Consider the following 24,466-nt stretch of genomic DNA (forward strand, 5'->3'; position numbering starts at 1 on the left):
ATGCCGCATGTCAGGCGTGAGGGAATATTATAGTTAAAAAAATAGCAAAACAGTAATGTCTTTCAGTGATTTCCATCAGGGCAGCGGCAAGAGCGGCTTGCAGGAAGGGGGGGCTTTTACAGATAAAAAAAGCAAGGTGTACTGTGGCAGGCGTGGAGTTGCCCGCGTATTGATGACATGCGCAGGCACGAAGCTTCTTGCACGGCATAAAATCTGAATTTTGCTGCTGTGCTGGCGCGGCGTCTCATGGCTGATGCAGCACGCAACGCGTGATCAGATGGCGCGCATGAATCGCAAAGCGAATCGGATAAGCCCGGCCTGCCGGGTGCTGTTCGGATAAGTGCGTGCACAGGCGCAAGCTGAGCCGGCCTTGCGGCAGATGCAAATCATGCGCCAGCGCATCATGAAAATGAAAATAACGGCCAACCGCAGGGTAGAGCGCTTTAAACAGACTTTCTTTGGCGGAAAACAGCAGGCTGACCCAGATCGCGTATGGCAAACCATGCAAGCGGCCTACAGCCAGCTCAGACGCAATGGCCAGATGCCGGCTCACCGAATGCGCGCTGGCTTCCGGCAAAATCGCCTCCAGGTCGATGCCGATGGCCTCAAACCTGGCGCGATGGCCAACCACCGCCAAGGCCCAGCCCTGGCTATGGCTGATTGAGCCGATAAAAGCATCCGGCCACTGCGGGCAACGGTGCTCGCCAATGCCGATCTCCGCCGCACCGTGATAAGCCAATTGCCGTAAAGCCTGGCGCGCGCACCAGCGGCCAGCGGCAAATTCAATCTGCCTTTTCGGCGCGGCATGCAGCAGCGCAGCGGGCAGGGACGCATCATTTTGCGCAAAGTCATGCCAATGCTGCGTAAGCGAGTAAGCGCGGAAGATGGTCGCCAAATGCTGCTCAGCCTTGTCTTGCGCTTTTTGCACGCAAGCTGCGCGCGTGAATTGGCTTAAGCCGTCGCCCTCATCCGCATCGTGTATGGCGTCGAGCTGCGCCAATAAGCGCGCCAGCTGGGCCGGCTCAACAGACGCACCAGGCTGCGCAGCAAGCGTCTGATCCAAAGCGATCACGGCGCGTCTGGAGTGCCGGGCCAGGCCCCGCCCAGCGCTGCTTGCAAGTGCACATTCGCCAATAATTGCGCATGCCGTGCTGCGCTGACTTCCTGCTCGACTTGCAGCAGGGCTAATTGGCTGCGCCACTCACTTTGGGCATTGCCCAAGCCAGCCTTGCGCGCTTGCCGTTCTTTTTCCAATTGACGCGCGGCAATGCTGTGCACAGCCTGTAAATCATGCGCATTCTGGCGGCTTTCCAGCAAGCTGGCGCTGCCGCTTTCGACTTCATGCACCGCGCGGGTGATGGCCGCGTGCCATTGCAAATAGTGTTGTTCGGCGGCGGACTTGCTTTTTTCCAATTCCGCCTGGCGGCGCCCGCCATCAAACAGCGGCAGCGCGAATTGCGGCATCAAAGACCAGTGATTCGCGCCTTTTTTCAGTAAGCCCGCCGGGGCTGCGGCGTTGACCCCAATCACCCCGGCAATGCTGAGCGAAGGCCAGCGCGCCGCTTCAGCTTCATCAATACGCGAACGCGCCGCGTCATAGCGCGCCTGTGCGGCGGCCAGGTCAGGGCGTTGCTGTAATAACTGCGCCGGTACGCCATTGCCCAACTGCGGCAAGGCCAGCGCAGCAAGCGGTTTGCCGGCTGGCAAGCGGCATTCGCCTGGCATGAGATTGGCGAGCAGACACAGATTGCGCTCAACGCTTTGCCGTCCCTGTTCCTGTTTATTGAGTAATAAGCTGGCCGTCAGCAGCGCGCTTTCATGTTCTTGCAGCGCCTCTGTTTTGCTCATCCCCGCAGCCCGCTTGCGCTGCTCGCTTTGCAGCAATTGCTGGCGCAGCGCGATGGTTTGCCGGGTATTGTCGATATTCGCTTGCAATTCTGCGCGGCTGAGCCATAACTCGGCGGTTTGCCGCGCCAGACTCAGGCGCAGCGCAAGCAGATCATGCTGATTCGCGCTTTGCTCCGCCTCACTCGCCTTGCGCGCAGCAGCCAGACGCCCGCGCAGGTCGATTTCATAGCCGAAGCTGATTTGGCTGGTGTAGCGCGAGCTGGGGTTTTTGCTCTCACTTTCCCCCTGATCCAGCGCGGAATTTTTGCGCCGTTCAGCGGATTGCTCAAGATTTATGCTGGCGGATTGTTGTGCGCGCACCAAGCGCAAATCCTGCGCCGCGCTGTCGAGGCGCGCCAAACCAAGGCGCAGCTCGCTATTGCCGGCCCAGACTTGAGCGATCCAGGCGCGCAAGCCGTCATCGCCAAAATTGCTCCAGCGCGGCGCGCTGGCCTGATGCGCCGCCAGGCTCACACTGAACTGCGCGGGCAGGGCAGGGGCCGGGCGCACGGGCGTGAGTTGGCTGCAGGCTGCCAGACTGAACAGCACAGCCGCGCTGCCGCAGCGTAAAACCAGCTTGGCGCACTTCATTTTGGCGCCGCCTTATTCTGTGTTGCGCTGGCGGCGGCGCTGGAGCCGGCATGGGCCGCCCCGTGCGGCTTGGCGATTCGCACAATCACACGCTGGCCAATCCGCAGTTCTGGCGCATCAATCGCCAGGACGCACTCAATCACCCGCACATCCTGCTTTTCAGTCGGATCATCGGTTTCAGGCCGATTGCCAAACACCTGACCCAAACGCAAAACCCGCGCCTTATACACCTTGCTCTCGCTCGCCTCCAGCGTCACTTCGGCGCTTTGGCCAATTTCCACCGCACTGACAAAGCGCTCTTCCAGCTCGGCGCGCACAATGCGCGGGCCATGCGGCGCCAGAATAAATAAGGGCGTCACATTCAAGGTCGAAGTGCCATCGCCGGGACGGGCTTGACGCCGCACAATGCGCCCATCCAGCGGCGCGCGCACAATATGCTGATCCACCTCCAGGCGCGCCGAGCTTACCTGCGCCTCGGCAGTCGCCAAAGCGGCTTTCTCCCGCATCAGCTCGCCTTTGGCCAGTTTGGCCTCGTCATTTGCCTGGTCGCGTTGCTGACCTGTCACCACATCATCACCGGACAAGCTGCTCAAGCGTTTTTGTTCCCGCTCGGCGATAGTCAGACGGGTTTGCAGAAGCGCGATTGCAGGCTGATGCTGATCGCGCTCATGCTCGCGCACTTTCAGCGCCTGTTTCGCTTCGCGGTCGTCGATCTGCGCCAGCACATCGCCGGCTTTGACTTCCGCGCCTTCTTCCACCAAGACCGTTTTGACGATGCCGGGGCGGGCTGCGGCGATGCTGATCAAACCGCCTTCCACGCTGATGCTGCCCTTGGCGATGGCGGCCCATGGGCTGACGGGGACGGGTTTCTCAATTTTTGCTTCGCTACAGGCACTGAGCAAGATACAAGCCAATGGTAAGCTAAGCGCGCAACGTTGTAACAGCGAACTCATGGAGTCTCCAAGATATGGCGGGTGCGTTGATCCTTCACAATCCGACCGTCTTCCAAAGTAACAACGCGGTCGGCATGTTTGATCAAGCGGTGGTCATGCGAAACGCCCAGCACGGTGGCGCCTTGGCTTTGCGCCGCATGGTGCAAGATATCAATCACAATTTGCCCGTTTTGGCTGTCGAGGGCGCTGGTTGGTTCATCGGCGAACAGCAGCTGCGGGCGCTTAACCAAAGCGCGCGCAATCGCCACCCGCTGTTTTTCGCCGCCCGATAATTCAGCTGGCCGCAAATTCATGCGCGCGCCAAGACCGACCAGCTCCAGGCTTTCAGCCGCTTGCCGGCGCGCGATGGCGGGCGCGATTTTTGGCCCGTACTTAAGCGAAAGCAGCACGTTTTCCAGGGCCGTGAGTGAAGCAAACAAATTAAAACCTTGAAACACGAAACCGCAATGTTGCAAACGGAAGGCATCCAGCTCGCTGCTGGACAGCCGGTTCAGCTCAATCCCCAGCGCCTGCACCGTGCCGGAGTCTGCCGTCAATAAACCCGACAAGACAGACAACAAAGTGCTTTTCCCTGAGCCGGAGGGGCCGATAATGAGTGTTAATTCACCCGGCAAGACAGAAATTGAAATATCCGATAACACGGTCTGTTGCGTTTTTCCGGTATGGAAGCTGCGCGTCAGATTTTTGCCGACAATAGTGGGCGGTATGCTCATGCTCTCTTTCCCCGAATCAGCGCAATAAGGTAAAGGGTTCAGCCTGATTCAGCGCGCGCAGCGCGGCAAGGCCGGACAACAGCGCAATGCTCAGCACCAGCACAGCGGTGGCGATACAACCCCAGATCGGCAACTCCAGCGAAACATGGGCGGCGCGCGCCAACATCACCAGCACCGCGCCCACCGCAAAGGTGATCACCTGGCCGGCCATCCCTACCCAAAACGACTGCTCCAACACCACCGCCCGCAGTGAACCTGAGGAAACGCCGAGCGCGCGCAAGGTGGCGTATTCACGCAATGCGGCAACGATGGCGCCCATCAGGGTTTGGCTGGTAATCACAATCCCCACCAGCAAGCCGAGCGCGGAAGAGAACAGAAAACCAGCCCCGGCGCCAGACTCAAACAGCCAGTAAGCTTGCGATTGAATCGAAAATTCTTCAGCCGTCCATACCTGAAACTGTTTAAATGAACCGGTCGGCTGCAGTGCGTCGCGCACCGCTTCCGCCTGGCTGGGATGGTGCAGACGGAGCAAAAAATAGTCGGTGGTGTCGCGCCGCAGATAGGGATCAATGCGGCGCGCAGTGCTTAAGGAGGTCAAAACATTCGCCCCGCCCATCGAGCGCATGCCATTCACCGTGCCGGCCACACGCACCCGGCGGCCCAGTACTTCGGTGTAATCGCCAACCGCCACGCCGAGTTTTTCCAGGTCAGCAATATCGACCAGCACATTGCCCGGCTCGTTCAATAATTGGCGCAATTCCGGCGTCAGCAAGTAGGCGAATGTCATCGCGTCCGGGGACGGATCAATACCGATCAGGACGGCGCTTAATTTGCCCCCTTGCGGACGTTTCCAGTCGCCGACCGTCCAGGTAAAACGCTCCACCGCACTCACTTCCGGATGCATGCGCAGATGATTGCTGATCTTGCCGGGAATCGGGCGCGCCAAATCCACGCTTTGGGTTCCCGGATAGCCAACCCACAAATCCGCGCTGGAACGGTCGATATACACCGAGATTGAGCTGAACATGCCCAACAGCAGGCTCAACTGAACCTGCACCAGCAAACCGGCGAAAGCGACCGCCAGCGCCGCCGGCAAAAAGCGGCGCCACTCGTAAATCAGGGCGGCACGGGCGATCGAAACCATAGTTATGAGCGGTGCAATTGACGTGTTAAAGCAGCAGGCGCGCCTGGGCTGGAAAATAGAAGGGGGGACATTTGATGAACTCCACGATGAATTGCGGCGCATTATGCCAATTAAAGCTGAGGGTTTCCTGAGCGCGGCACGGATATGGAATTTCGCTGCGCAGCGCACCGCACAGGGGATTTTAGGAAAAAGATAACTATTGCGTTTGAATGTGCGGATTTCTGCTTGACAATTTTTTTTTCGATGCTGTAGGATAAAAAAAGATCGAAGCCCCCAATTCGCTACAATCGGCTCAGCAATGTTTTCAATGGAAGCATTTCATTCTTTGCTCAAAGCTATGTAAGGTATTATCTGCCGTTTTTCCGGCAATGCTGGAAAGTTGCGCAGCGATAAACCATGCTCTTTGACATTGCCGCCAGTCAATCAAGTCGGAAAGCAAGTTTCTTGCACTGATTGTTTCTTTTGAGATTGCATTTCAGCCAGCTCCCATTTGCTTGCGGGTTTGGCGCGGATTGTGGTGGATTCGGCTAAGTGACTGAATTTAAAAAAATTTTTGTCAATTGCTGATGCTTTTCCCGGGCACGCTTGATGCGACTCTGAGGGCTGGGCATTGGCTGGGCAAAAGTTTGGCGGAAATCGGGGGAAGTCTCTGTAATATTCCAGAAAGAAACACCGATTAATATGCTGAACGGTATGCCCTGATAAAGTCTGTTGCAGTGCGGCATGCTGCGGGAAGCAATGTCCCTGACTGAGAGACTTTATTTTTACCTGGTTTGCTGCCGGGCTGAGGTTTGTTTTGATGTTTCACTGCATATTATGGTTTGCTGCAATGGCATTTAATCTGTAATGGCAAGTGGTCACATCCGCTCAGTATTGAAAGTGTTGAAGCATCAGGTTTTGCAGCAAGCCAGGCCGGATAAGTCATTGATTTACATAAGGGTGCGAAGTTGCTATCTGATTCAATCAGCATTCCCTTAAGCGCTTTAGCTGGAAGTGGTATTTCATTGTTTCAAAATGTTTTACGATCGTATTAAATACAAAAGAATGTCTCTGGTCGGGCAATTCCGATGGCATTCGTAGCTAATACATTATTCAGCCAGGCAAAGTATTCCACGCAGGCCAGGATCACGCATGATCTGTGGCGCTGCTGAGTCCACCGCTAGCCATTTTTGTTCAATTTTGTTTGCCTGCACGCAGGCCCGGTTGCGCGCTATCGCGCAAGAAGGTCTGTCGCTTGCGTCGCGACGGGACGTTTGTCGGCTGTGCATCTGCGATTGGAACAATAAGTGTTTGTGCTGGCAGTGCTTATAGTTAAATAAATCTAGCTTTAACCAAGGAAATTGATTATGTACAAGGAGCAAAGGAATCACAGCGCGGCCGCTGATATCGCCATCGTCGGCATGGCCAGCCATTTTCCAGATGCGGCAACGCTGTATGAGTTTTGGACCAATGTGGTCAACAAAAAAGACTCGATTGTGGACGTCGATACGATGGATGGCGGGGAGTACTGGCGTAAAGCAGACTTCTACGATCCCGATCCCACTGCAGTCGATAAAACTTACGGCTACAAAGCCGGCTTTGTGCCTGAAATTGAATTCGATCCGGTCGAATTCAAAGTGCCGCCGATGATGCTCGATTCGATTTGCAGCGCACAGATTTTTGCCCTGTATGTCGCCAAACAGGCCATGATTGACGCCCGTTTATTTGGCGACAATCAACTGCCGGTGAATCGCGATAAAGTCGGCGTGATTCTGGGCGGCGCCGGCAATGGCAATACCTCTTTTTCCCTGGGTTCAAGACAGCAAGCGCCTTACCTGAAAAAGATTATGCTCAACTCCGGCTTGAGCGAAGCCGTGGCCGACGACATCATCGAGCGCGCCAATAATCTGTATCTTGACTGGACCGAGGACAGCTTCCCGGGCTTCCTGGGCAATGTCGCCTGTGGCCGGATCGCCAGCTATTTCGACTTGGGCGGCACTTCCTACATGGTGGATGCGGCATGCGCCAGCAGTCTGGCGGCGATTAAAGCCGCGATGGGCGAATTGGCCGATGGCAGCTGCGATGTGGTGCTGACCGGCGGCGTGAATCTGGAAAACTCCGTCTTCTCCTTCCTCTGCTTCAGTAAAACCCCGGCGCTCTCGAAGAGCAATATGTCACGTCCCTTTGATGACGACTCAGACGGCATGATGTTGGGCGATGGCGTTGGTTTCCTGGTCTTGAAACGTCTGGCCGATGCGGAACGGGACGGCGACCGGATTTACGCGGTGATTAAATCCTTGCAAGCCTCCAGCGACGGCCGCGCCAAGAGCATTTTCGCGCCGCGTTTTGAAGGCCAGGTCAAAGCCATGCAACGCGCCTATGAACGTGCGAATGTGACGCCAGCCGATATTCAACTGGTCGAAGCGCATGGCACCGGCACTGCTTCCGGCGATAAGACCGAAATCAAGAGCCTGCGCGCAATTTACGAAGCCTGCAATCTGCCGCCGGCCTCGGTCGCGATTGGCAGTGTCAAATCGCAAATCGGCCATACCCGCTGCGCCGCCGGCGCGGCGTCGATGATGAAAGTCGCCTTAGGCCTGTTTCACAAAGTCTTGCCGCCGACGATTAACGTCAAACAACCGAGCACCGATCTGGTCAGCGATGGCGGGCCGTTCTACGTGAATGTCGAAAGCCGGCCATGGTTTGCCCCTGTGAATGGGGCGCCGCGCCGCGCCGCCTTGAGCGCGTTTGGTTTTGGCGGCACCAACTACCATGCCATTTTGGAAGAATACAGCGCAGAACCGCAGGGCAAATTCCGTCTGAATCAACGCCCGGAAGTGGTGTGGCTGCACGCGCCGACGGTTGCTGAATTGCGCACCCTGTGCGAGAGCAAATTGAGCGCCTTCAACGGCCCGGATGGGGCTTTGCAATGGCGTATGCATCAACAGGAAAACGCCAGCGCGAAAATCGACGCAAAAGCGGCGCGCCTGTCTTTTGTCGCCTCCAATGTGGAGCAAGCGCGCGCTTCCCTCACGCTTGCCATTCAGCAATTGGGCAGCAATAACAGCCCGGCATGGGAGCATCCGCAAGGGATTTATTTCAAAGCAGCCGCGCAGCCATTGGATGGTCAAGTCGTGGCCTTATTCCCGGGGCAGGGCGCGCAATACGTGAATATGGGACGCGCCCTGGTCGGCGATTACCCGCAAATGCGTCAAGTCGTGCAAGGCATGGACAAGCAGGCGGCGGCGCTTGGTCTGCCGCCATTGTCAGCCACAATCTACCCTGTGCCGGTTTTCAGCGCAGAGGAAGAAGCGCAGCAAATGCGCGAGCTGACACGCAGCAGCCGGGCGCAACCGGCGATTGGCGCACTGAGCGCCGGCTACTACCGTATTTTGCAAAGCATGGGCCTGCGCGCTGACTTTATGGCGGGACACAGCTATGGCGAAGTGACAGCGTTGTGGGCGGCTGGCGTGCTTGACGATCAAGCCTTCTGCCAGGTTTCCTTTGCGCGCGGCGCCGCCATCGAAGCGCCCAGCAGCGCAGCCGAAGCCGGCGCCATGCTGGCGGCCTCGATCAGCAAACAGGCGGCGCTGGAAATCTTGGCGCAATGCCCCGGGGTGGTGATAGCCAACGACAACTCGCCACAGCAACTCGTGTTTGGCGGCGCGACGGCGGCGATTCACGACTTGCAAGCCAAACTGGCGGCAAAACATGTGCGCAGCCAGATTTTGCCGGTCGCCGCCGCATTCCACACCGAATATGTGCGCCATGCCTGCGCGCCATTCCAGCAAAGCCTGGCCAAGATCAAATTTGCCGCGCCAACGGCAGCGGTGTTCTCTTCCGCCACCGCAGAGCGCCACAGCCGGCAGCCGCAAGAGATTGCGGCGTCTTTGATCAGCCAATTGATCAGCCCGGTGCGCTTTACAGAAACGATTGAACGCATCTACGCCGAAGGCGGGCGCGTGTTTGTGGAAATGGGGCCGAAAGGCATTTTGAGCAAATTGGTAGCCGATATTTTGAAGGGCAAGCCGCATACCGTCGTGTCCCTTAATCCGGGCGCGAATGGTGAGGAAGCCCTGCAATTCAAGCGCGCCATAGCCAAGTTGGCGGTGGAAGGCGTGCCCTTTGCCAGCTTTGATCCGCAACTTGCCGACTTGCCTGTGGCTGCGCCGAAGAAAAAAGCGCTCACCTTCACCATGCGCGGCGGTTTCTTCCTGTCCAGCAAGGCCAAAGCAAAACGCGAACGCGCCTTGCGTCTGGATACCAGCACGGTGCAAGAATTTTTGGCCAAGCATCGCGCTGGCGCCTTGCCGGGCGCCGCAAACCAGGCCGCGCCTGCGCCGGACCCTGCGCAAATCGCAAAAGAAGTCGCCAGCCAGGTCGCCAGCCAGGTCGCACAAATCAAGCAAGAACTCGAAACAGCGAAAGCCGGGGAAATGGCGCAGTTGCTTGCCAGCGCCAAACAAGCCGAGGCCGAAGCGCAGCGCAAAGTGGCGGAAGTATTGCAAGCCGCCGAAGCCGTTAAGCGCGCTTACGAAAGCAAAGCAGCACAGCAACAGGCCGAACAAAAGGCCGAACAAGAAGCAAAAGCAGTAGCGCAATTGGCAATTCACAAGGCCAGTGGCGAACCAGCAGTGGCAGGGCAACATTTAGTACAAACCGGTATGACGGAGACATCTCCGCACCATGCTTTTCATAGAGAGGTAATGATGCAAAACGGTAATCCCGAGAATGATGTGCTGAGCGTCTTGGACGCTCAGATTCATGCACAGAATGTGCTGAGTCAGGTACATCAACAATTCCAACTGAACCAAAAAGACTACATTCAATTTCTGAATAACCTGGTGAGCAAGCAATTCTCACTGTTAGAGAAATTCCATGACAGCCATCAATTGCAAGATGTGGTTGGCAGCTTGAGCCAAAGCTTGCAATTGCTGGACAAAAATCAAGAGATGTACCACTTGAACCACGAGCATTATTTTGAAAATCAACAGTCAATGCTCGGTAATGTGGCGGCCCGTCCCCTGCGCAGCGCAGGCGGCATGAGCGCGCGCATTGCGCAACGCGCGCCGGTAGCGCTGCCGGCGGTCAGCCAGGCTGCGCCGGCGTTTGAGCCGGCAAAACCTGTGGCAGCTGCCGCCCCTGTTGCGCCCGTCGCCCCCGTCGCCCCCGTCGCCCCGCTTGCTCCAGCCGTGCAAGCCGCACCCGCCGCGCCGGCCGCACAAGCCGCCCCGGCCGCACCCGCCGCAGCGTTTGCACCGGTTCAGGCGCCGAAGGCCAGCGTGCAAGAATTGCCCGCTGCAGCGCTTGCCGCCGCTCCCGCACCCGCACCTGCACCCGCTGTGGCCCCGGCCCCGGCTGCGGTAAGTGCGCCGGCAGTTGAATTGAGTGCCGAAGACTTAGCCACGATCGCGCGTTTTGAAGCGCTCACGCAAGCCGATCTGGTGCGTCAACTGATCGAAATCGTTAGCGACCGCACCGGCTATCCGGCGGACATGATTAACGAAAACATGGATCTGGAATCCGATTTGGGGATTGACTCGATCAAGCGTTTGGAAATTCTGGGCGCCATGTTTGACGCCTTGGCCACCTCGGTGCCGCAATTCCAGAATGCCGAAGAACACAAAGAAATGGAAACCTTCGACATTGACGCTTTCAGCACCATTTTGCGTATGGCGAACTTCTTTGAAGACACCATCGCCGAATTGCTGGCCAAACTGAAAAGCGGTGGTGTGGCTGCGCCCGCCGAAGCTGCAGCGCCAGTGCAAGCCGCTGCGCCTGCGCCTGAAGCCGCGCCCAGCATCGCCATTGTCGAAACCCCACAGGCAAGTGCGCCCCCACTGCGCAAGATCGGCGTCGTTACCAGTTCACGCAAGGCCGCCGCAGCGCAGGAGGATCAGGCAGCAAAAAAATCTTCAGCTGAGTCGCGGGATATTGCATCTGCCCCGGCTCAGCGTTCACTTGTCAGTGATGCAGAGACAACTGCGTCTGAAACCATTTTCCGGTTTCAGGCGCAAAAAATCAGTTTGCCCAAACCTGATCAAACCGTCCTCAACCTTGCCGCTGGTCAAATTTGGCTGGTGACGGACGATTTGCAGGGTTTGAGCGATGAAGTTATTCAATTGCTGTTGGCCCGGGGACAGAAGGCAGTACGTCTGCAACCGGGCTGGCAGGCAGCGGCGCATGCTGCCGCACGCCCGGGTTTGCCGGGTGTGCCGCAGTACCGCGTGGAGAGCGCCGATGAACAAGCCTTGCAAAGCGTGTTGGCAAAAATCACTGCGGCGCATGGCAGCATCGGCGGCTTGATTCACATCAGTCCGGCGCAATCTCAAGCCGTGCGCGTCGCCAGCCCGGCCCAGTCCCTGCTCGATACCGGGCGGCACTACCAAACCGCGCTGGCGGTGTTTTGCCTGGCCAAGTTGCTGCAAGCGGGTTTTGCGGCAAATCAAGCCAGTCAAGGCAATCAGCAGTACTTTTTCTGCGTCAGCCAACTCGATGGCGAGTTGGGCATGGCGCAAAAAAACAGCTATCCAGCTTTGCAAGCAGGCATGAGCGGTTTAAGCAAATCGCTGGGGATTGAGTGGAGCGGCGTGTTTTGCCGCAGCGTTGATCTCGACCCCGCCTGCAGCAAAGCGCAGGCGGCGCAGATGCTGTTGGAAGAATTGGCTGACAGCCGCACCGACATCGCCGAAGTGGGGCGCAGCGCACAAGGCGCACGCATGACGATTGGTTTCCAAAAACGCCTGGGCAATTTCTATGCGCCGCAAACGCGCATCGAATCCAACAATGTGTTTTTAGTCACCGGCGGCGGGCGTGGCATTACCGCCCAATGTGTGATCGCCATGGCGCAACGTTATCCGGCCCGCTTCGCCTTATTGGGACGCACCTCGATTGAGGCGGCATTGCCGGCCTGGGCCGAGGGAAATACTGATGCGGCGGCGCTCAAGGTGCGCGCCATCGCCTGGTTGAAAGAGCAGGGCGAAGCCATCACCCCGGTCAAGGTCGATAAGATGTTGCGCGAAGTGGCGCAAACGCTGGAAGTCAAGCAAACCGTCAACTTGATCCGTCAGGCCGGCGGCCGCGCGATGTACTTCGCCTGCGATATTACTGACGCGCAAGATGTGGCGCGCGTGGTGGCCAGCATCGGCCAAAGCTTAGGCCCGGTGACCGGCGTGATTCATGGCGCGGGCAATCTGGCGGATAAGCGCATCGAAAAGAAAACCGCAGCCGACTTCAACTCGGTATTTGCGACCAAGGTGATCGGACTGGAAAACATTCTGGCCGCCTTGAATCCGGCGCAACTGCAATACATGGTCTTGTTTTCCTCGGTCTCCGGCTTTTTCGGCAATGCGGGACAAACCGACTACGCCATGGCGAACCAGGTGCTGGACAAATTCGCCTATCTGCTCAAAGCGCAGTACCCGCAGATGTTTGTGCGCAGCATCAACTGGGGGCCTTGGGATACCGGCATGGTGAATGATGTGCTCAAGCGCGCCTATGCAGAACGCGGCCTGGCGATTATTCCGACCCCGACCGGCATCGGCTACTTCGTGGACGAATTTTTATACGCCGATGAAGTGCAGGTGATCGTGGGCGGCGGCGCTTATAAAGTGGCGCGCAAGCAAAAAACGCTTGCCGCCGGCAACCGTTCTGTGCGCCGCCTGCAGCTGCAAGATAACCCTTTCCTGCATGATCATGTGGTGGATGGCAAGCCGGTGTTGCCAGCCACGGCGGCTATCGGCTGGATGGTGCAGGCGTGTGAAGATGTGCTGCCAGGCTATCGCTTTGAAAAGCTGCAAGACTTCCGCGTCTTGAAAGGGGTGGTGTTTGACAGCCAGGAGCAGCAAGACTTTACGGTCGAGATCAAGAGCGTGGCGGCGGACAGCGTGGCGGATTCCAAGCCGGGTGACAGACATACGTTTGATGTCAGCATTTTCAACCTGCTCAATGGGCGCGCGCTGCAGCGTTATCAAGCCCGCATCACCTTGAGCTTGCAGCCGGACAGCCAAGCGGATGCGCCTTTGCCGGCGCCGCTGGTCAGCAATAGCGTGATCAGCACGCCAGCCATGTACGGCGATATGCAGGAAGGCAGCTTATTGTTCCATGGCCCGGCATTTCGCGGCATCCATGTCTTGCGCAAGATTGACCAGGCCGGATTGCGCGCCAGCGCCAAGTTAGCCGCCAGCAGCCTCGCCAAGCAGGGACAGTTTGCGGTCAATTCCTTCAACCCCTATCTGGCCGATGTGTTTGTGCAAACGCCGCTGCTGTGGTTGATGTTGCAAACCGACTTGGCCGGCTTGCCCTCGCAAATCGGCGAGTGGCGGCAATATCGCCCCAGCGGCTTTGCGCAGGACGTTGAGCTGGTGATGGAAGTTGTGTCACTCAGCGCAGCGAATCTGCTGGTCAATCTGCTGGCGTATGGCAAAGACGGGCAAGTGCTCAGCAAATTAACAGGTTTGGGTTTTACAGTATCGAAAAAACTCAGGCAGATGTTATGCGAAGCAGCCACCGAAAGCGCAGTCTAATCATTCAACACCAACCACAACCCAAACATTACCCCGGATAGGCGCCGCCTGGCGTCCGCTGGCAGCGGGCAGATGCCCGCCGCCAGCGGCTGGCCGGCGCGCGCACATCTCACAAAATTGGCCAGATCAAGGTTTGAAAGCAATATGGAAAAAATCGCTATTATTGGTTTAGGTTGCTTATTTCCCGGCGCCGAAACGCCAGAGCAATACTGGCGTAATCTGTTGCAACGCATAGACAGCTGCAGCGAATTGTCCAGCACCGACTTAGACGCCGACCCTGCGCTCTACCATCATCCGCAAGCTGGCACGCCCGATAAAATCGGCTATAGCAAAAACGGCCATGTGCGCGATTTTCAATTCAATGCCGAGGGCTTCAAATTGCCGGCTGAGCAATTGCAGGCGCTCGACCCTTTGTTTCACTGGACTCTGTACGCCGCCCAGCAGGCCTTGCAAGACACCCGCTATGGCGCGCCGGCGCACGCGGATGTTCTGGCGCGCTGCGGCCTGATTATCGGCAATATCGGCATGCCCACGCATGCCGGCAAAAAGCTCATGCATGGCTTTTATCAGCAAGTCTTAGAGCCTTATTTGCAGACCTTGATCGAGCGTCCTGATTTTCATTTTCACCCGACTTGGCAAGCGGATGGCTTGTCTGAGTTGAATTTAAAAACGGTCAGCCATAACGCCACGATTGCCGCGCAAGCCCTGGGTTTGGGCGGGCCGTGCTTTGCGCTGGATGCGGCCTGCGCATCGGCGCTGTATGCGATTCAAATGGCGAGTTATTACCTGCAAACCGGCAAGGCCGATATGATGCTGGCCGGCGCTGTCTGCCGCGCCGATCACATCTACATCGACCATGGTTTCAATGTGTTGCAAGCCTTCCCCGGCGATGGCGAATCGACCCCGTTTGACCGCGAATCGCAAGGCTTGAAAGCAGGCGAGGGCAGCAGCTTAATCGCCTTGAAACGCTATAGCGATGCAGTGCGCGATGGTGATCAGATTTATGGCGTGATTGAAGCGATTGGCCTGTCCAACGATGGCGGCGCGAAACACATTCTGGTGCCGGATGTGAATGGCCAATTGCTGGCCTTGCAGCGCGCCTATGAGGGCATCGCGCGTGATGTCGATTACCTGGAATGCCACGCCACCGGTACGCCGGTGGGCGACCAGGTTGAATTGGCCTCGGTGGAAAGCTTTTTCTCCGGCTGCGCCAAACGCCCGCTGATCGGCGCCAATAAAGGCAATATCGGCCATATGCTGACCGCCTCCGGCATGGCCAGCACCTTGAAAGTCTTGCTGGCGATGCGCCATGGCGTGATTCCGCCGACCCTGCACGTGCAAAACATGGTTCCCACGCCAAAAGGCGAATTGGGCATTCAACACATTGTGCGTGAATGCAGCGCCTGGCCGCAGCAAGGGCGCTTGAAACGGGCCGGGATTAACGCCTTCGGTTTTGGCGGCGTCAACGGGCATATGGTTTTGTCAGAACATGATCCGCACGCCGCCGCGCCGGCAGCAACCCGGCCCGCGCAGCCATTTGTGAATATGGCGATTACCGGCACTGCCGTATTGCTGGCCGACACCGATTCAAACCAGGGCTTTATCGACACCGTGCAAAGCGGCCGCAGCGCCATGCGCGCCTTGCCGCGCACCCGCTGGCTGGGCTTGGAAGGCCGTCACGATTTGCTGGCGGCGCGCGGCCTGCAGGCTGCGCCAGTTGGCGGCTATCTGGAAAAATTTGAATTTGATTGCAAACGCTTCCGCTTGCCGCCGAAAGTCGTCGGCACCCATTTATTGGCGCATCTGTCCTTGATGCCGACCGCTGAGCGCGCATTTTATGACGCCGGTTATGTGATCGATGGCAAAAAACGCAATATCGCGGTGATTGTGGCCGGCGATATTGATTACAGCTGCCTGCGCTATCAGGCGCGCAATGAAATGGCCTGGCAGGTGCGCGACAGTTTGGCGCGTTGCGGCATTACCTTGACGCCTGCGCAAGTCGATGCCTTGGAAAAAATCGCCAAAGACAGCATGTTCCCGGAACCCTATCCGGAAGGCATTACCGGCGGCATTGGCAATGTGGCGGCGAGCCGGATCGCGGCGCATCTGAAGCTCGACGGCCCGGCCTTTTTCCTGGGTTCCCATGAAAATGCCGCTTTCAAAGCGCTGGAATTAGCCCAATTCATGCTGGCGCAAGAATTGGTGGAAGCCGTGATTGTGGCCGGCGGCAGCTTTGCCGGCGGCATTGAAAACGTCTTGTGGGCCGATGCGCGCGCCGATGGCCATGCCAACAGCTTTGGCGACGGCGCCGGCGTGATGCTGCTCAAACGTGAAGACCACGCGCAACAAGCGCAAGATCGCGTGTATGCCGTGATCCGCGCCTTGGCGATTGAACATGACAATGGTGCGGATTGCCAATTTGCGCCGCAAGAAAGCGTGGTCGCGCGCGCCGCACAGCGCGCTTTTGAACAAGCGCCGGATTGCGCCGGGCATGTCGATTACATCGAAGCAGGCGCCAATCTGCACGATGCGCAAGCGGCTGAACTGGCCGGTTTGGCGGCGGCTTATGCTGCGCCGCGCAGCGGCAAGGCGATCACAATCGGTTCAGTCAGCGCCAATTACGGCAATTTTGCCGCCGCCCAAGGCGTGCTTGGCATCATCAAAACCGCGCATTGCCTGTATCAGGCCGTGTTGCCGGCGGCAGCCGGCTGGCAACTGCCGGCCAGCGCAAGCGCACAAACCCTCTTGCATGCGGCAAATGCCAGCCAGGCCTGGCCGGCGCCGGCCACCGGTCTGCGCTGTGCAGCGATAAACAGCTTGGGAATTGATCGCGCCTACGCCCATCTGCTGTTGCAAGAACCAAGCGCCAGCATGCGCCAAATGGCAAAGCCGGCGCACTCCGCCACCGACGCCGGCGGCATGAGCTTGCTGACCACGGTTTATACCGGCCGCGAACAAACCATTCCAGAAATGATACTTAATCCAGCCAACTACGCCCTGTTTGGCACACAAGGGCCAAATGCAGACGAATTCGCCGCCGCATATGAAGCGCAATATCAGGCGCAAAAGCAAAGCCAGCCTGCAGCCGCGCAGGAAACTGACAGCACCGAGCCGCCGCTGATGCCAGAGGTCGCCTCAGAACTGGTGATGGCTGATCCCTTCCACCGCGCCGCCCTGCGCAATGCGCAAACCCAGATGCAGTATTTGCAAGCCGAGCAGCAGTTTTACCGGCGCATGCTGCACATGATGGAAGGCGAGTGGCAAGGCTTTGTCAGCGCCGGCAGCGCCATCGAGCTGGACGGGACGCCGGCGGCCAGCCCAGCCGCGCCGGCCAGCCCGGTGCTGTTTGACTTGGCGCAATTGATTGAGCTGACCGATGGCTCCGTGGCCAAGGTCTTAGGGCCGGATTACGCCGAAGCCGACAGCTATCCAATCCGCACCCGCATGCCATCGCCGCCGTATATGTTCGCTTCGCGCATTACCGCAATGTCAGCGCAACAAGGCAAGCTGGAGCCATGCTTTGTCGAATGGGAATGTGATTTGCCGGCGGACGCCTGGTATATCTGCAATCAGCGCGTGCCGGCCTTCGTCGCGCTGGAGTCTTCGCACGCCATGATTGTAGCCTTCACCGTGATTGGTTGCGATCAATTATTCAAGGGTGAATTGCGTTACCGCGCGGTCGATAGCCAAACCACGGTGTATGGCGAGATGCCGCGCGCCGGCGACGTGCTGCGCGGCCGGGTGGATATCAAATCCTTCCTGCGGGTTGGCCGCAACATCCTCATCACCTATGAATTCCTGTGCTATGTCGGGACGCGTCTGGTGTTTAAGCTGGAAGCCAATTCGGGCTTCTTCCTGCTCAAAGATCTGGAAAAATCAAAAGCCGTGAACACCGCGCCCTTCCTCAAAGTGACAGGGCCGAAAGACAGCTTCACGCCACCCCTGCGTTGCAGCAAAACAGCGTTTGATGCGCAAGATCTGGCGGCTTTGCAGGCGGGCGATTTTGTGCGCTGCTTCGGCCCCGATTATCACACTCCGCATGCCGCGCCGCTGTATGCGCCGGCGGCCAAAATGTTAGACCGTGTTGTCTCAGTGCAGGCGGATGGCGGCGTGTTTGGCTTGGGCGAAGTGGTGGGGGAAGTGGATATCGATCCCAATCACTGGGTGTTCCAGGCGCATTTCAAAAACGATCCGGTCATGCCCGGCACCTTCCTGGTGGAAGGCTGTGAGCAGCTGGTCAAGTTTTATCTGTGCTATCTGGGCCTGTACACCCAGCCGCACTTGACGCCGCACACCCTTACCGATCACCAATACAGCGCCAAATTCCGGGGTGAAGTGAAGTGTGAAGCCGAAACCCTGCGTTATCGCCTGACCTGTAAATCCATCCAGCGCAGCTATCTCGCTGATGGCCGTCTGGAAAAAGTGGCTTTGGTGTTCCTGGCGGAAATTATCTATCGCGGCAATGTGATTGGCGTGTGCGACAAGCTCGGCGCCGGTTTCGCCACCCAAACCATCGCCGCCACCGTGCCTTCGTCCACCGTCTTTTCCGAGGTATAAACTTGAACTCACTAAAATTAAGAGTGGCGACACGCTTTGCGCAAGCCCCCTATAAATGGCAAGCGCGCCATGCCTTGCAAGCGCAAAGCATGGCCCAAGCCCAAAGCGCCTTAGCGGATCTGAACAAGACTTTGCATGTCTTGGAGCATGCTTCGGGCGTGGTGCTGGAGGCTGGCGGCAGCATTAGTCAGGATGGCCATGTGGCCTGTCTGGGCGTGCTGCCGGCCTGCTCGCCGGAATCCTTCGGCGACCCCAGTTTCTTGCGTGAATATGGCGTGCGCTTTGCCTATTATGCCGGCGCAATGGCTGGCGGCATCGCTTCCGAAGAGATGGTGATTGCGCTCGGTTCGCGCCTGATCCTGAGTTCCTTTGGCGCCGGCGGCTTGAGCGTGGAAAGCGTGCGCAGTGCCATCCGCCGCATCAAAGAAGCCTTGCCGAATGGCCCTTACGCCATCAACCTGCTGCACAACCCCGGCCAGCCAGATTGGGAAATGGCGTGCGCCAAGCTGTTTATTGAGCAAGACGTGAAGGTGGTGGAAGCTTCGGCCTACATCAATCTGTCACCGGCGATTGTGTATTACCGCCTCAGCGGCTTGAAACTGGGCGAGAACGATACTGTTTTGCGCCGCCATCGCGTCATCGCCAAGGTCTCGCGGCGCGAAGTGGCGCAGCACTTCCTGAAACCGGCGCCGGAAAAAATCGTGCGTCAATTATTGGCCGATGGTTTGATCACCGAGCAGCAGGCCAGCCTCGCCGCGCGCGTGCCCATGGCCGATGATATTACGGTTGAAGGCGATTCCGGCGGGCATACCGATAACGGCGTACTGAGCTGCATCTTCCGTTCCATCGTCGAATTGCGCGATGAATTGAACCAGGCGCGTGTGGCGCAAGGTCTGGCCCCGCTGGCGGTGCGGATCGGCGCCGCCGGCGGCATCGGCAGCCCGCATGCCGTGCTGGCCGCGTTTGCCATGGGGGCCGCGTTTGTGGTGACAGGCTCGATCAATCAGGCATGCGTTGAAGCGGGCACTTCTTTGCAAGTGCGCCGCATGCTGGCCAAAGCCACGATTCAAGACGTGGCCATGGCGCCATCGGCGGATATGTTTGAACTCGGGGCCAAGGTGCAAGTGCTCAAAGGCGGCACGATGTACGCCCTGCGGGCGCAAAAACTCTACAGCCTCTACAAGCAATACGACAGCATCGAACAAGTGCCGGCGGAAGAGCTGGCGAACCTGGAAAAAAACGTCTTCAAAAAATCCGTGGCCGAAGTCTGGGCCGAAACCGAAGCTTTCTTCGCCGCACGCGGCAATCTGGCCCCGATTACCGCCGCCAAGACCAGCGCGAAGAAAAAGATGGCCTTGATTTTCCAATGGTATCTGGGCAACTCCTCGCGCTGGGCGATTGCCGGCGACCCGGCGTTTGCCCTGGATTATCAAATCTGGTGCGGCGCGGCGATGGGCGCGGCCAATGAATGGCTCAAAGGCAGCGTATTTGAAGCCGTGGAACAGCGCCGCGTGGCGGATATCGCCTGTCAATTGATGACCGGCGCGGCCTACCTGAGCCGGGTACAAACCTTACAGCAACTGGGTGTGCTGATTCCAGACCAGTTGCGTCGCTATCAAGCCCGCGCCGAAGCCGGCGCGGAGGTGGATGGCGATGAAGCCGAATTGGCTCAACAGCACCGCGCAGCAAATCTTGCTTCATCAACACAAGACTTATCTATCAACCAGAAAGAGACAGTAATCAAAATGGACGCAAAAACCAAACTCTCCCTGACCAAATCAAAAGATTTCTACAAACAATGCTGGGACTTGCTGCCAGGCGGTACGCATTACAACTTTGGCGACCCGGAACGCCCGCTGGTGATTCCTTTCAACCGTGGCCGCAACTCACGCGTATGGGATCTGGATGGCAATGAACATCTGGATTTGTTCTGCAAATTCGGCGCCCTGTTCGTTGGTCATCACAATCAGCAATACAACGAATCCCTCATCAAGTACATGGAAAAAGTCACCTCGGTGGACACCTGTGACTTGGAAGTCGAAGTCTGCTCGCAAATGATCAAGCACATTCCCTGTGCGGAAATGGTGCGCTTTTGCTTAAGCGGCACGGAAGCGGTGCAAAACGCCTTGCGTCTGGCGCGCGGCTTCACCGGCAAAAACCGCTTCATCCGCTTCCACGGCCACTACCATGGCAACGCCGATAACATCATGGGCTGGCGCAAAAAGAAAGACCTCAGCTTCCCGGTGCCGGAACAATTCAAAGGCGATTTGTTAGACACCCTGGGCCGCTCCGGCAGCTTGCTGGAAGACCAATCTTTCATGCTGCCCTGGAATGATATTCAAGCGCTGGAAGCCACCATCGAGCGCTACCACGGCGAAATCGCCGCTGTGCTGATGGAGCCGATTTGTATTAACGGCGGCGGCATCATGCCGCGCGAAGGGTATCTGGAACGCGCCAAAGAAATCTGCGAAAAATACAATATCGTCTTGATTTTTGATGAAATCATCACCGGCGTGCGTCTTGGCCTGTCCGGCGCGCAAGGCATTCTGGGCGTGACCCCGCACTTGTCCACCTTCGGCAAAGCCCTGGGCGGCGGCTCAATGCCGATCTCGGCCATCGCAGGCCGGCGCGACATCATGGATTTGTATTCGCGCGGCAAAGTGATTCACGCCGGCACCTTCAACGGTTATCCGCTCGGCCTGGCCGCCATCAAAGCCACCTTCGATCTGATCGAACAAGATCCGGGTTGCTACGAGCGCATGGCCGGCTTCACCCAGCAAATCTCCGACATCTTCGTGCAAGCCGCCAACGCCAATGATCTGCCGCTGGTGGTGCAGGGCATGCCGACCGCCCTGGTGTATCACTCCCAGGAAACCCCGGTTGACTTCTCCGAAGGCTATAGCGACAAGGTGAAATTCTGCGACATCATCATCCGCGAAATTTCCAAGCGCTACGGGATTCAATTCTCGCCTCTGTCGCGTATGTATTCCAACTTGCTGATGAACCAATCGGACGTGAGCTTCTTTGAAGAGCGCATCTATGACGCGATGGCGAATGCCAAACAAGTCATCGACATCACTTTTAAAGAAGGGATGGCGGCGTGACGCAACAAATAGCCGTAGTCACCGGAGCCGGCGGCGGCTTCGGCGCTGCGATCACCCAGGCATTGCTCGATGTGGGCTATGCGGTGGCGGCCACAGATTTAAACGCGCAAGCCTTGCACGACTTGCGCGCGCATCTGCAACAGCACCCGCGTCTGTCCACCTTTGAGATGGATGTCACCGACGCCGCCAGTGTCGAACAGGCGGCGCAGGCGATCAGCCAGTCTATGGATGGCGTCATCACCGTACTGGTGAATAACGCCGGCATTATCGGCCGCGCCTATTGCATCGCTGAAAAGAGCATCGATTTGTCGCGCCAGGTGATCGACGTCAATCTCACCGGGGCCTTTAATTGCACCGCCGTATTCTCGCGCTATATGGCGAGAAACAAGTATGGGCGGATTGTGAATATCGCCTCGGTGGCCGGCATCTGGGGTGCGGCAGGCGGGGCCGCCTATGCCGCCTCGAAAGCGGGCCTGATCAAAGCGTCTGAATCCTGGGCGCGCGAACTCGGCCCCTTGAATATCAGCGTCACAGCAGTCGCGCCCGGCATTTGCAAGACCAATATGCTCAACAAATTCGTTGACGAAGAGGCGCAGATGTCAGCCGATGAAGCCAAATTGGTGAAGTCGATTGTTCCGGTCGGGCGCTGGGGCACGCCGGACGATGTGGCCGAAGTCGTCACCTTCCTGGCGACGTGCAAAACCAATTATCTGAATGCCGCCGTGATTGCGATGGATGGCGGGATGCGGGTCGGCACGCTGTAGCAGGGGGCGAAAAGCCGGCTTGCGCGGCGCAATATCTGCGCCGCGCGCCAGGTTTTTTCTGAGTCCGACAGGCTCTCAGGCGGGCACAAATTGATGGCCTGGCGTGCAGCGCAGCCAGGCCCACCATACACCAAGGGATTTGCGGGAGAAGTGAAAATGAATCAGATGGCGGATACCAGCCTGAAAAATGTGTTGTTGACCGGGGCGACGGGCGTGCTGGGCGGCCGTTTGCTGCAGGAACTGTTATTAAGCACCCAATGCAATGTGCACTGTCTGGTGCGCGCCAAAGATGAGGCGCAAGGCTTGGAGCGGATTAAAGAAGTGTTGTTTGCGTATGACGAAGCGGGCCTGCTGAGCAATCAGGTGAACCGGATACGTCCTGTTCTGGGCGATGTCAGCCAGCCGCAATTCGGTTTGCAAGACAGCCTGTACCGCGATCTGGCCGGGCTTTGCGATATGGCCATGCACTGCGCGGCAAACGTCAGCCTGGTCGCTTCATACGCCAAAATTGCGCCGGTGAATGTCGGCGGCGTGGCCAATGTCATCGAGTTTTGCCTGGCCGCGCGCGCATCCCTGATGTACACCTCCAGCTTCAGTATGACCGGGGACAAACTGTATGAACCCGGCTTTGTGTTGAAAGAAAGCGATCTGGATGTCGGCCAGGGTTTTGAAGACATGGCTTACGAGCGCTCCAAATACGATGCCGAGCAATTGGTGCATGCCGCCAGCGCGCGCGGTCTGGACTGGGTGATTGTGCGTCCCGGCAATATCTGGGGCGACAGCGTGACAGGTTGCTACCCGCTCAAACAGACCAAGGTAAAAGGCATTTACTATGAAATGCTGAAATCCCTGGTGGAAACCGGCTTGAGTTTCCCCTCCGATGAAGATTTTGATATCACACCGGTGGATTATGTCGCCAAGGCGTCCCTGTTTGCGATGCTGAACTTGCCGGCCACCCGTCACTGCACCTACAACTTAACCAATCCTGCGCCGATTACCTATAACGATATCGTGCAGCAAATGCGCCGCTTTGGTTATCGGATCGATGAAATCGACACCAAACGCTATTTTGAAGCGGTTCAGGAAGGCCGCATGATGCGCGCCGGCAAACCCTACCGCTCGACCTTCACCGATTTGATGGCGATTTTCTACGACGGCAGCGATTGCAAAGAAGCCGCGAAATACGACACCAGCAAGATCGAGGCCTTGTTATCCGGCAGCAATATCACTTGCCATGCATGCGATCACAACTTGATGCAGCGCTATCTGGATTACGCCATCAAGTGCGAATTCCTGGCGCCGCCGAAAGACCAATTCCCGCTGGCGCAGATCAGTGATGCCTCAGTGCGCGGCGGCGGCTATATGGAAAGCCTGTACGACGCCGATCTGAGCCAATTAAAACAACTGAGCGAGGCCACGCATGCCGCTAGCAGAACTGCTTGAAGCGATTGCCAGCGACCCCGAGCTGTCGCAATGGCTGGATGAGGCGATGGACGAGGCCATCGACGAGATGTTTGAAGATGAGGCTGAAAAAGAGGCGAAGAAAGCGTTGCGCAAGGCCGGCCAGCAAGAGGCCGACAGCATGGATGCGCCCGCCGGGGCGCAGCTGCGTTTGCAATACCGCCTGATCAACAACGGCGATCAAGTCGGCACACTGGAAACCTGGCGCAGCACGCGCGAAGAGGGCGGCCAGGCAAACCTCTTGCAGCAACACCGTTTGCGCATCCACAGCGAAGGCTTTCTCTTCAGCTACCGGCTGGATGCGGATGAAAAAATGTTGATTGCGCCGGATGGTCTGCGCAATTACATCAATTCCGCCAAAGAAGATGGCGAGCGCAGCAGCATCGTGGCCGGTCTGGATGCGGGCGTGATGAAGCTGCGCCTGGAAGAAGACGGGGTCAAGCAATACCGCTTCCAGCAAAGCGAATATGACGCCACCTCAGAAGACGCGGCGCAAGTTTTCTTAGCCGGCGGCCAGAGCGAAGCGGTAATGCGGGTGTTGGATCTGGAGCACGCCAAAATCGATCAGATCCGCTATCACCGTCTGCCTGACGAAACCCTGGAGCTGGCCGGTCAACGCTTTCAGACGCGCGTGCTGAGTTTTGCATCAACACTGCGCAAAGCCTCAGGCCGGCAATGGTATGCGGCGCACAGCACAGGCGATGTGCTGGTGCGCGAATACAGCCAGGAGCCGGGCGAGAAAAACGAATGCATCTTGCAGCAGTGGATGTAAGCAAAATCAGCAAAAC

The 24,466-nt window shown here is 57.7% G+C and carries 12 protein-coding genes; 7 read left to right on the forward strand and 5 right to left on the reverse strand.

Going from position 1 to position 24,466, the window contains the following annotated elements:
* Positions 1-244 precede the first annotated feature (244 nt).
* From V8J88_RS06440 to V8J88_RS06460, 5 genes are read right to left on the reverse strand one after another with little or no spacing between them, the layout of a single operon-like run.
* Positions 245-1,072, reverse strand: a complete 828-nt coding sequence (locus V8J88_RS06440; RefSeq protein ID WP_338848521.1) for a 4'-phosphopantetheinyl transferase superfamily protein — start codon at positions 1,070-1,072, stop codon at positions 245-247.
* Positions 1,069-2,478 carry a TolC family protein gene (locus V8J88_RS06445; RefSeq protein WP_338848522.1) on the reverse strand — a complete coding sequence of 470 codons (1,410 nt, stop codon included), beginning with the start codon at positions 2,476-2,478 and terminating at the stop codon, positions 1,069-1,071. Before V8J88_RS06445 ends, V8J88_RS06440 begins: the two co-directional genes overlap by 4 nt.
* Positions 2,475-3,431, reverse strand: a complete 957-nt coding sequence (locus V8J88_RS06450; RefSeq protein ID WP_338848523.1) for an HlyD family efflux transporter periplasmic adaptor subunit — start codon at positions 3,429-3,431, stop codon at positions 2,475-2,477. The genes V8J88_RS06445 and V8J88_RS06450 overlap by 4 nt, the downstream gene beginning before the upstream one ends.
* Positions 3,428-4,144 (reverse strand): ABC transporter ATP-binding protein, encoded by a 717-nt coding sequence (locus tag V8J88_RS06455; protein WP_338848524.1) that lies wholly within the window; start codon positions 4,142-4,144, stop codon positions 3,428-3,430. The genes V8J88_RS06450 and V8J88_RS06455 overlap by 4 nt, the downstream gene beginning before the upstream one ends.
* Before the next feature lie 16 nt (positions 4,145-4,160).
* The gene (locus V8J88_RS06460; RefSeq protein WP_338848525.1) at positions 4,161-5,288 is read right to left on the reverse strand and encodes an FtsX-like permease family protein; all 1,128 of its coding nucleotides are present in this window, start codon (positions 5,286-5,288) and stop codon (positions 4,161-4,163) included.
* 4 nt (positions 5,289-5,292) lie between these two features.
* On the opposite strand from V8J88_RS06460, the gene V8J88_RS06465 reads away from it, so the two are divergent.
* From V8J88_RS06465 to V8J88_RS06495, 7 genes are all read left to right on the forward strand, one after another.
* On the forward strand, positions 5,293-5,484 hold the full coding sequence (locus V8J88_RS06465; protein ID WP_338848527.1) for a hypothetical protein: 192 nt from the start codon (positions 5,293-5,295) through the stop codon (positions 5,482-5,484).
* Between the two features lie 1,150 nt (positions 5,485-6,634).
* Positions 6,635-13,792, forward strand: a complete 7,158-nt coding sequence (locus V8J88_RS06470; protein WP_338848528.1) for an SDR family oxidoreductase — start codon at positions 6,635-6,637, stop codon at positions 13,790-13,792.
* Positions 13,793-13,936: 144 nt separating this feature from the next.
* Positions 13,937-18,349 carry a beta-ketoacyl synthase N-terminal-like domain-containing protein gene (locus tag V8J88_RS06475; RefSeq protein WP_338848529.1) on the forward strand — a complete coding sequence of 1,471 codons (4,413 nt, stop codon included), beginning with the start codon at positions 13,937-13,939 and terminating at the stop codon, positions 18,347-18,349.
* Between the two features lie 2 nt (positions 18,350-18,351).
* Positions 18,352-21,453, forward strand: a complete 3,102-nt coding sequence (locus V8J88_RS06480) for a PfaD family polyunsaturated fatty acid/polyketide biosynthesis protein (RefSeq protein WP_338848530.1) — start codon at positions 18,352-18,354, stop codon at positions 21,451-21,453.
* Entirely contained in the window at positions 21,450-22,217 is a 768-nt protein-coding gene (locus tag V8J88_RS06485; RefSeq protein ID WP_338848531.1) for an SDR family NAD(P)-dependent oxidoreductase, read from the forward strand. Before V8J88_RS06480 ends, V8J88_RS06485 begins: the two co-directional genes overlap by 4 nt.
* A 156-nt stretch (positions 22,218-22,373) precedes the next feature.
* On the forward strand, positions 22,374-23,660 hold the full coding sequence (locus tag V8J88_RS06490) for a thioester reductase domain-containing protein (RefSeq protein ID WP_338848533.1): 1,287 nt from the start codon (positions 22,374-22,376) through the stop codon (positions 23,658-23,660).
* Positions 23,638-24,450: a hypothetical protein gene (locus V8J88_RS06495; protein WP_338848534.1), complete on the forward strand. Its 813-nt coding sequence runs from the start codon at positions 23,638-23,640 to the stop codon at positions 24,448-24,450. Before V8J88_RS06490 ends, V8J88_RS06495 begins: the two co-directional genes overlap by 23 nt.
* Positions 24,451-24,466: the final 16 nt, after the last annotated feature.

The organism is Massilia sp. W12 (genome assembly GCF_037300705.1).
In the GTDB taxonomy this organism is placed as follows: domain Bacteria; phylum Pseudomonadota; class Gammaproteobacteria; order Burkholderiales; family Burkholderiaceae_D; genus JACPVY01.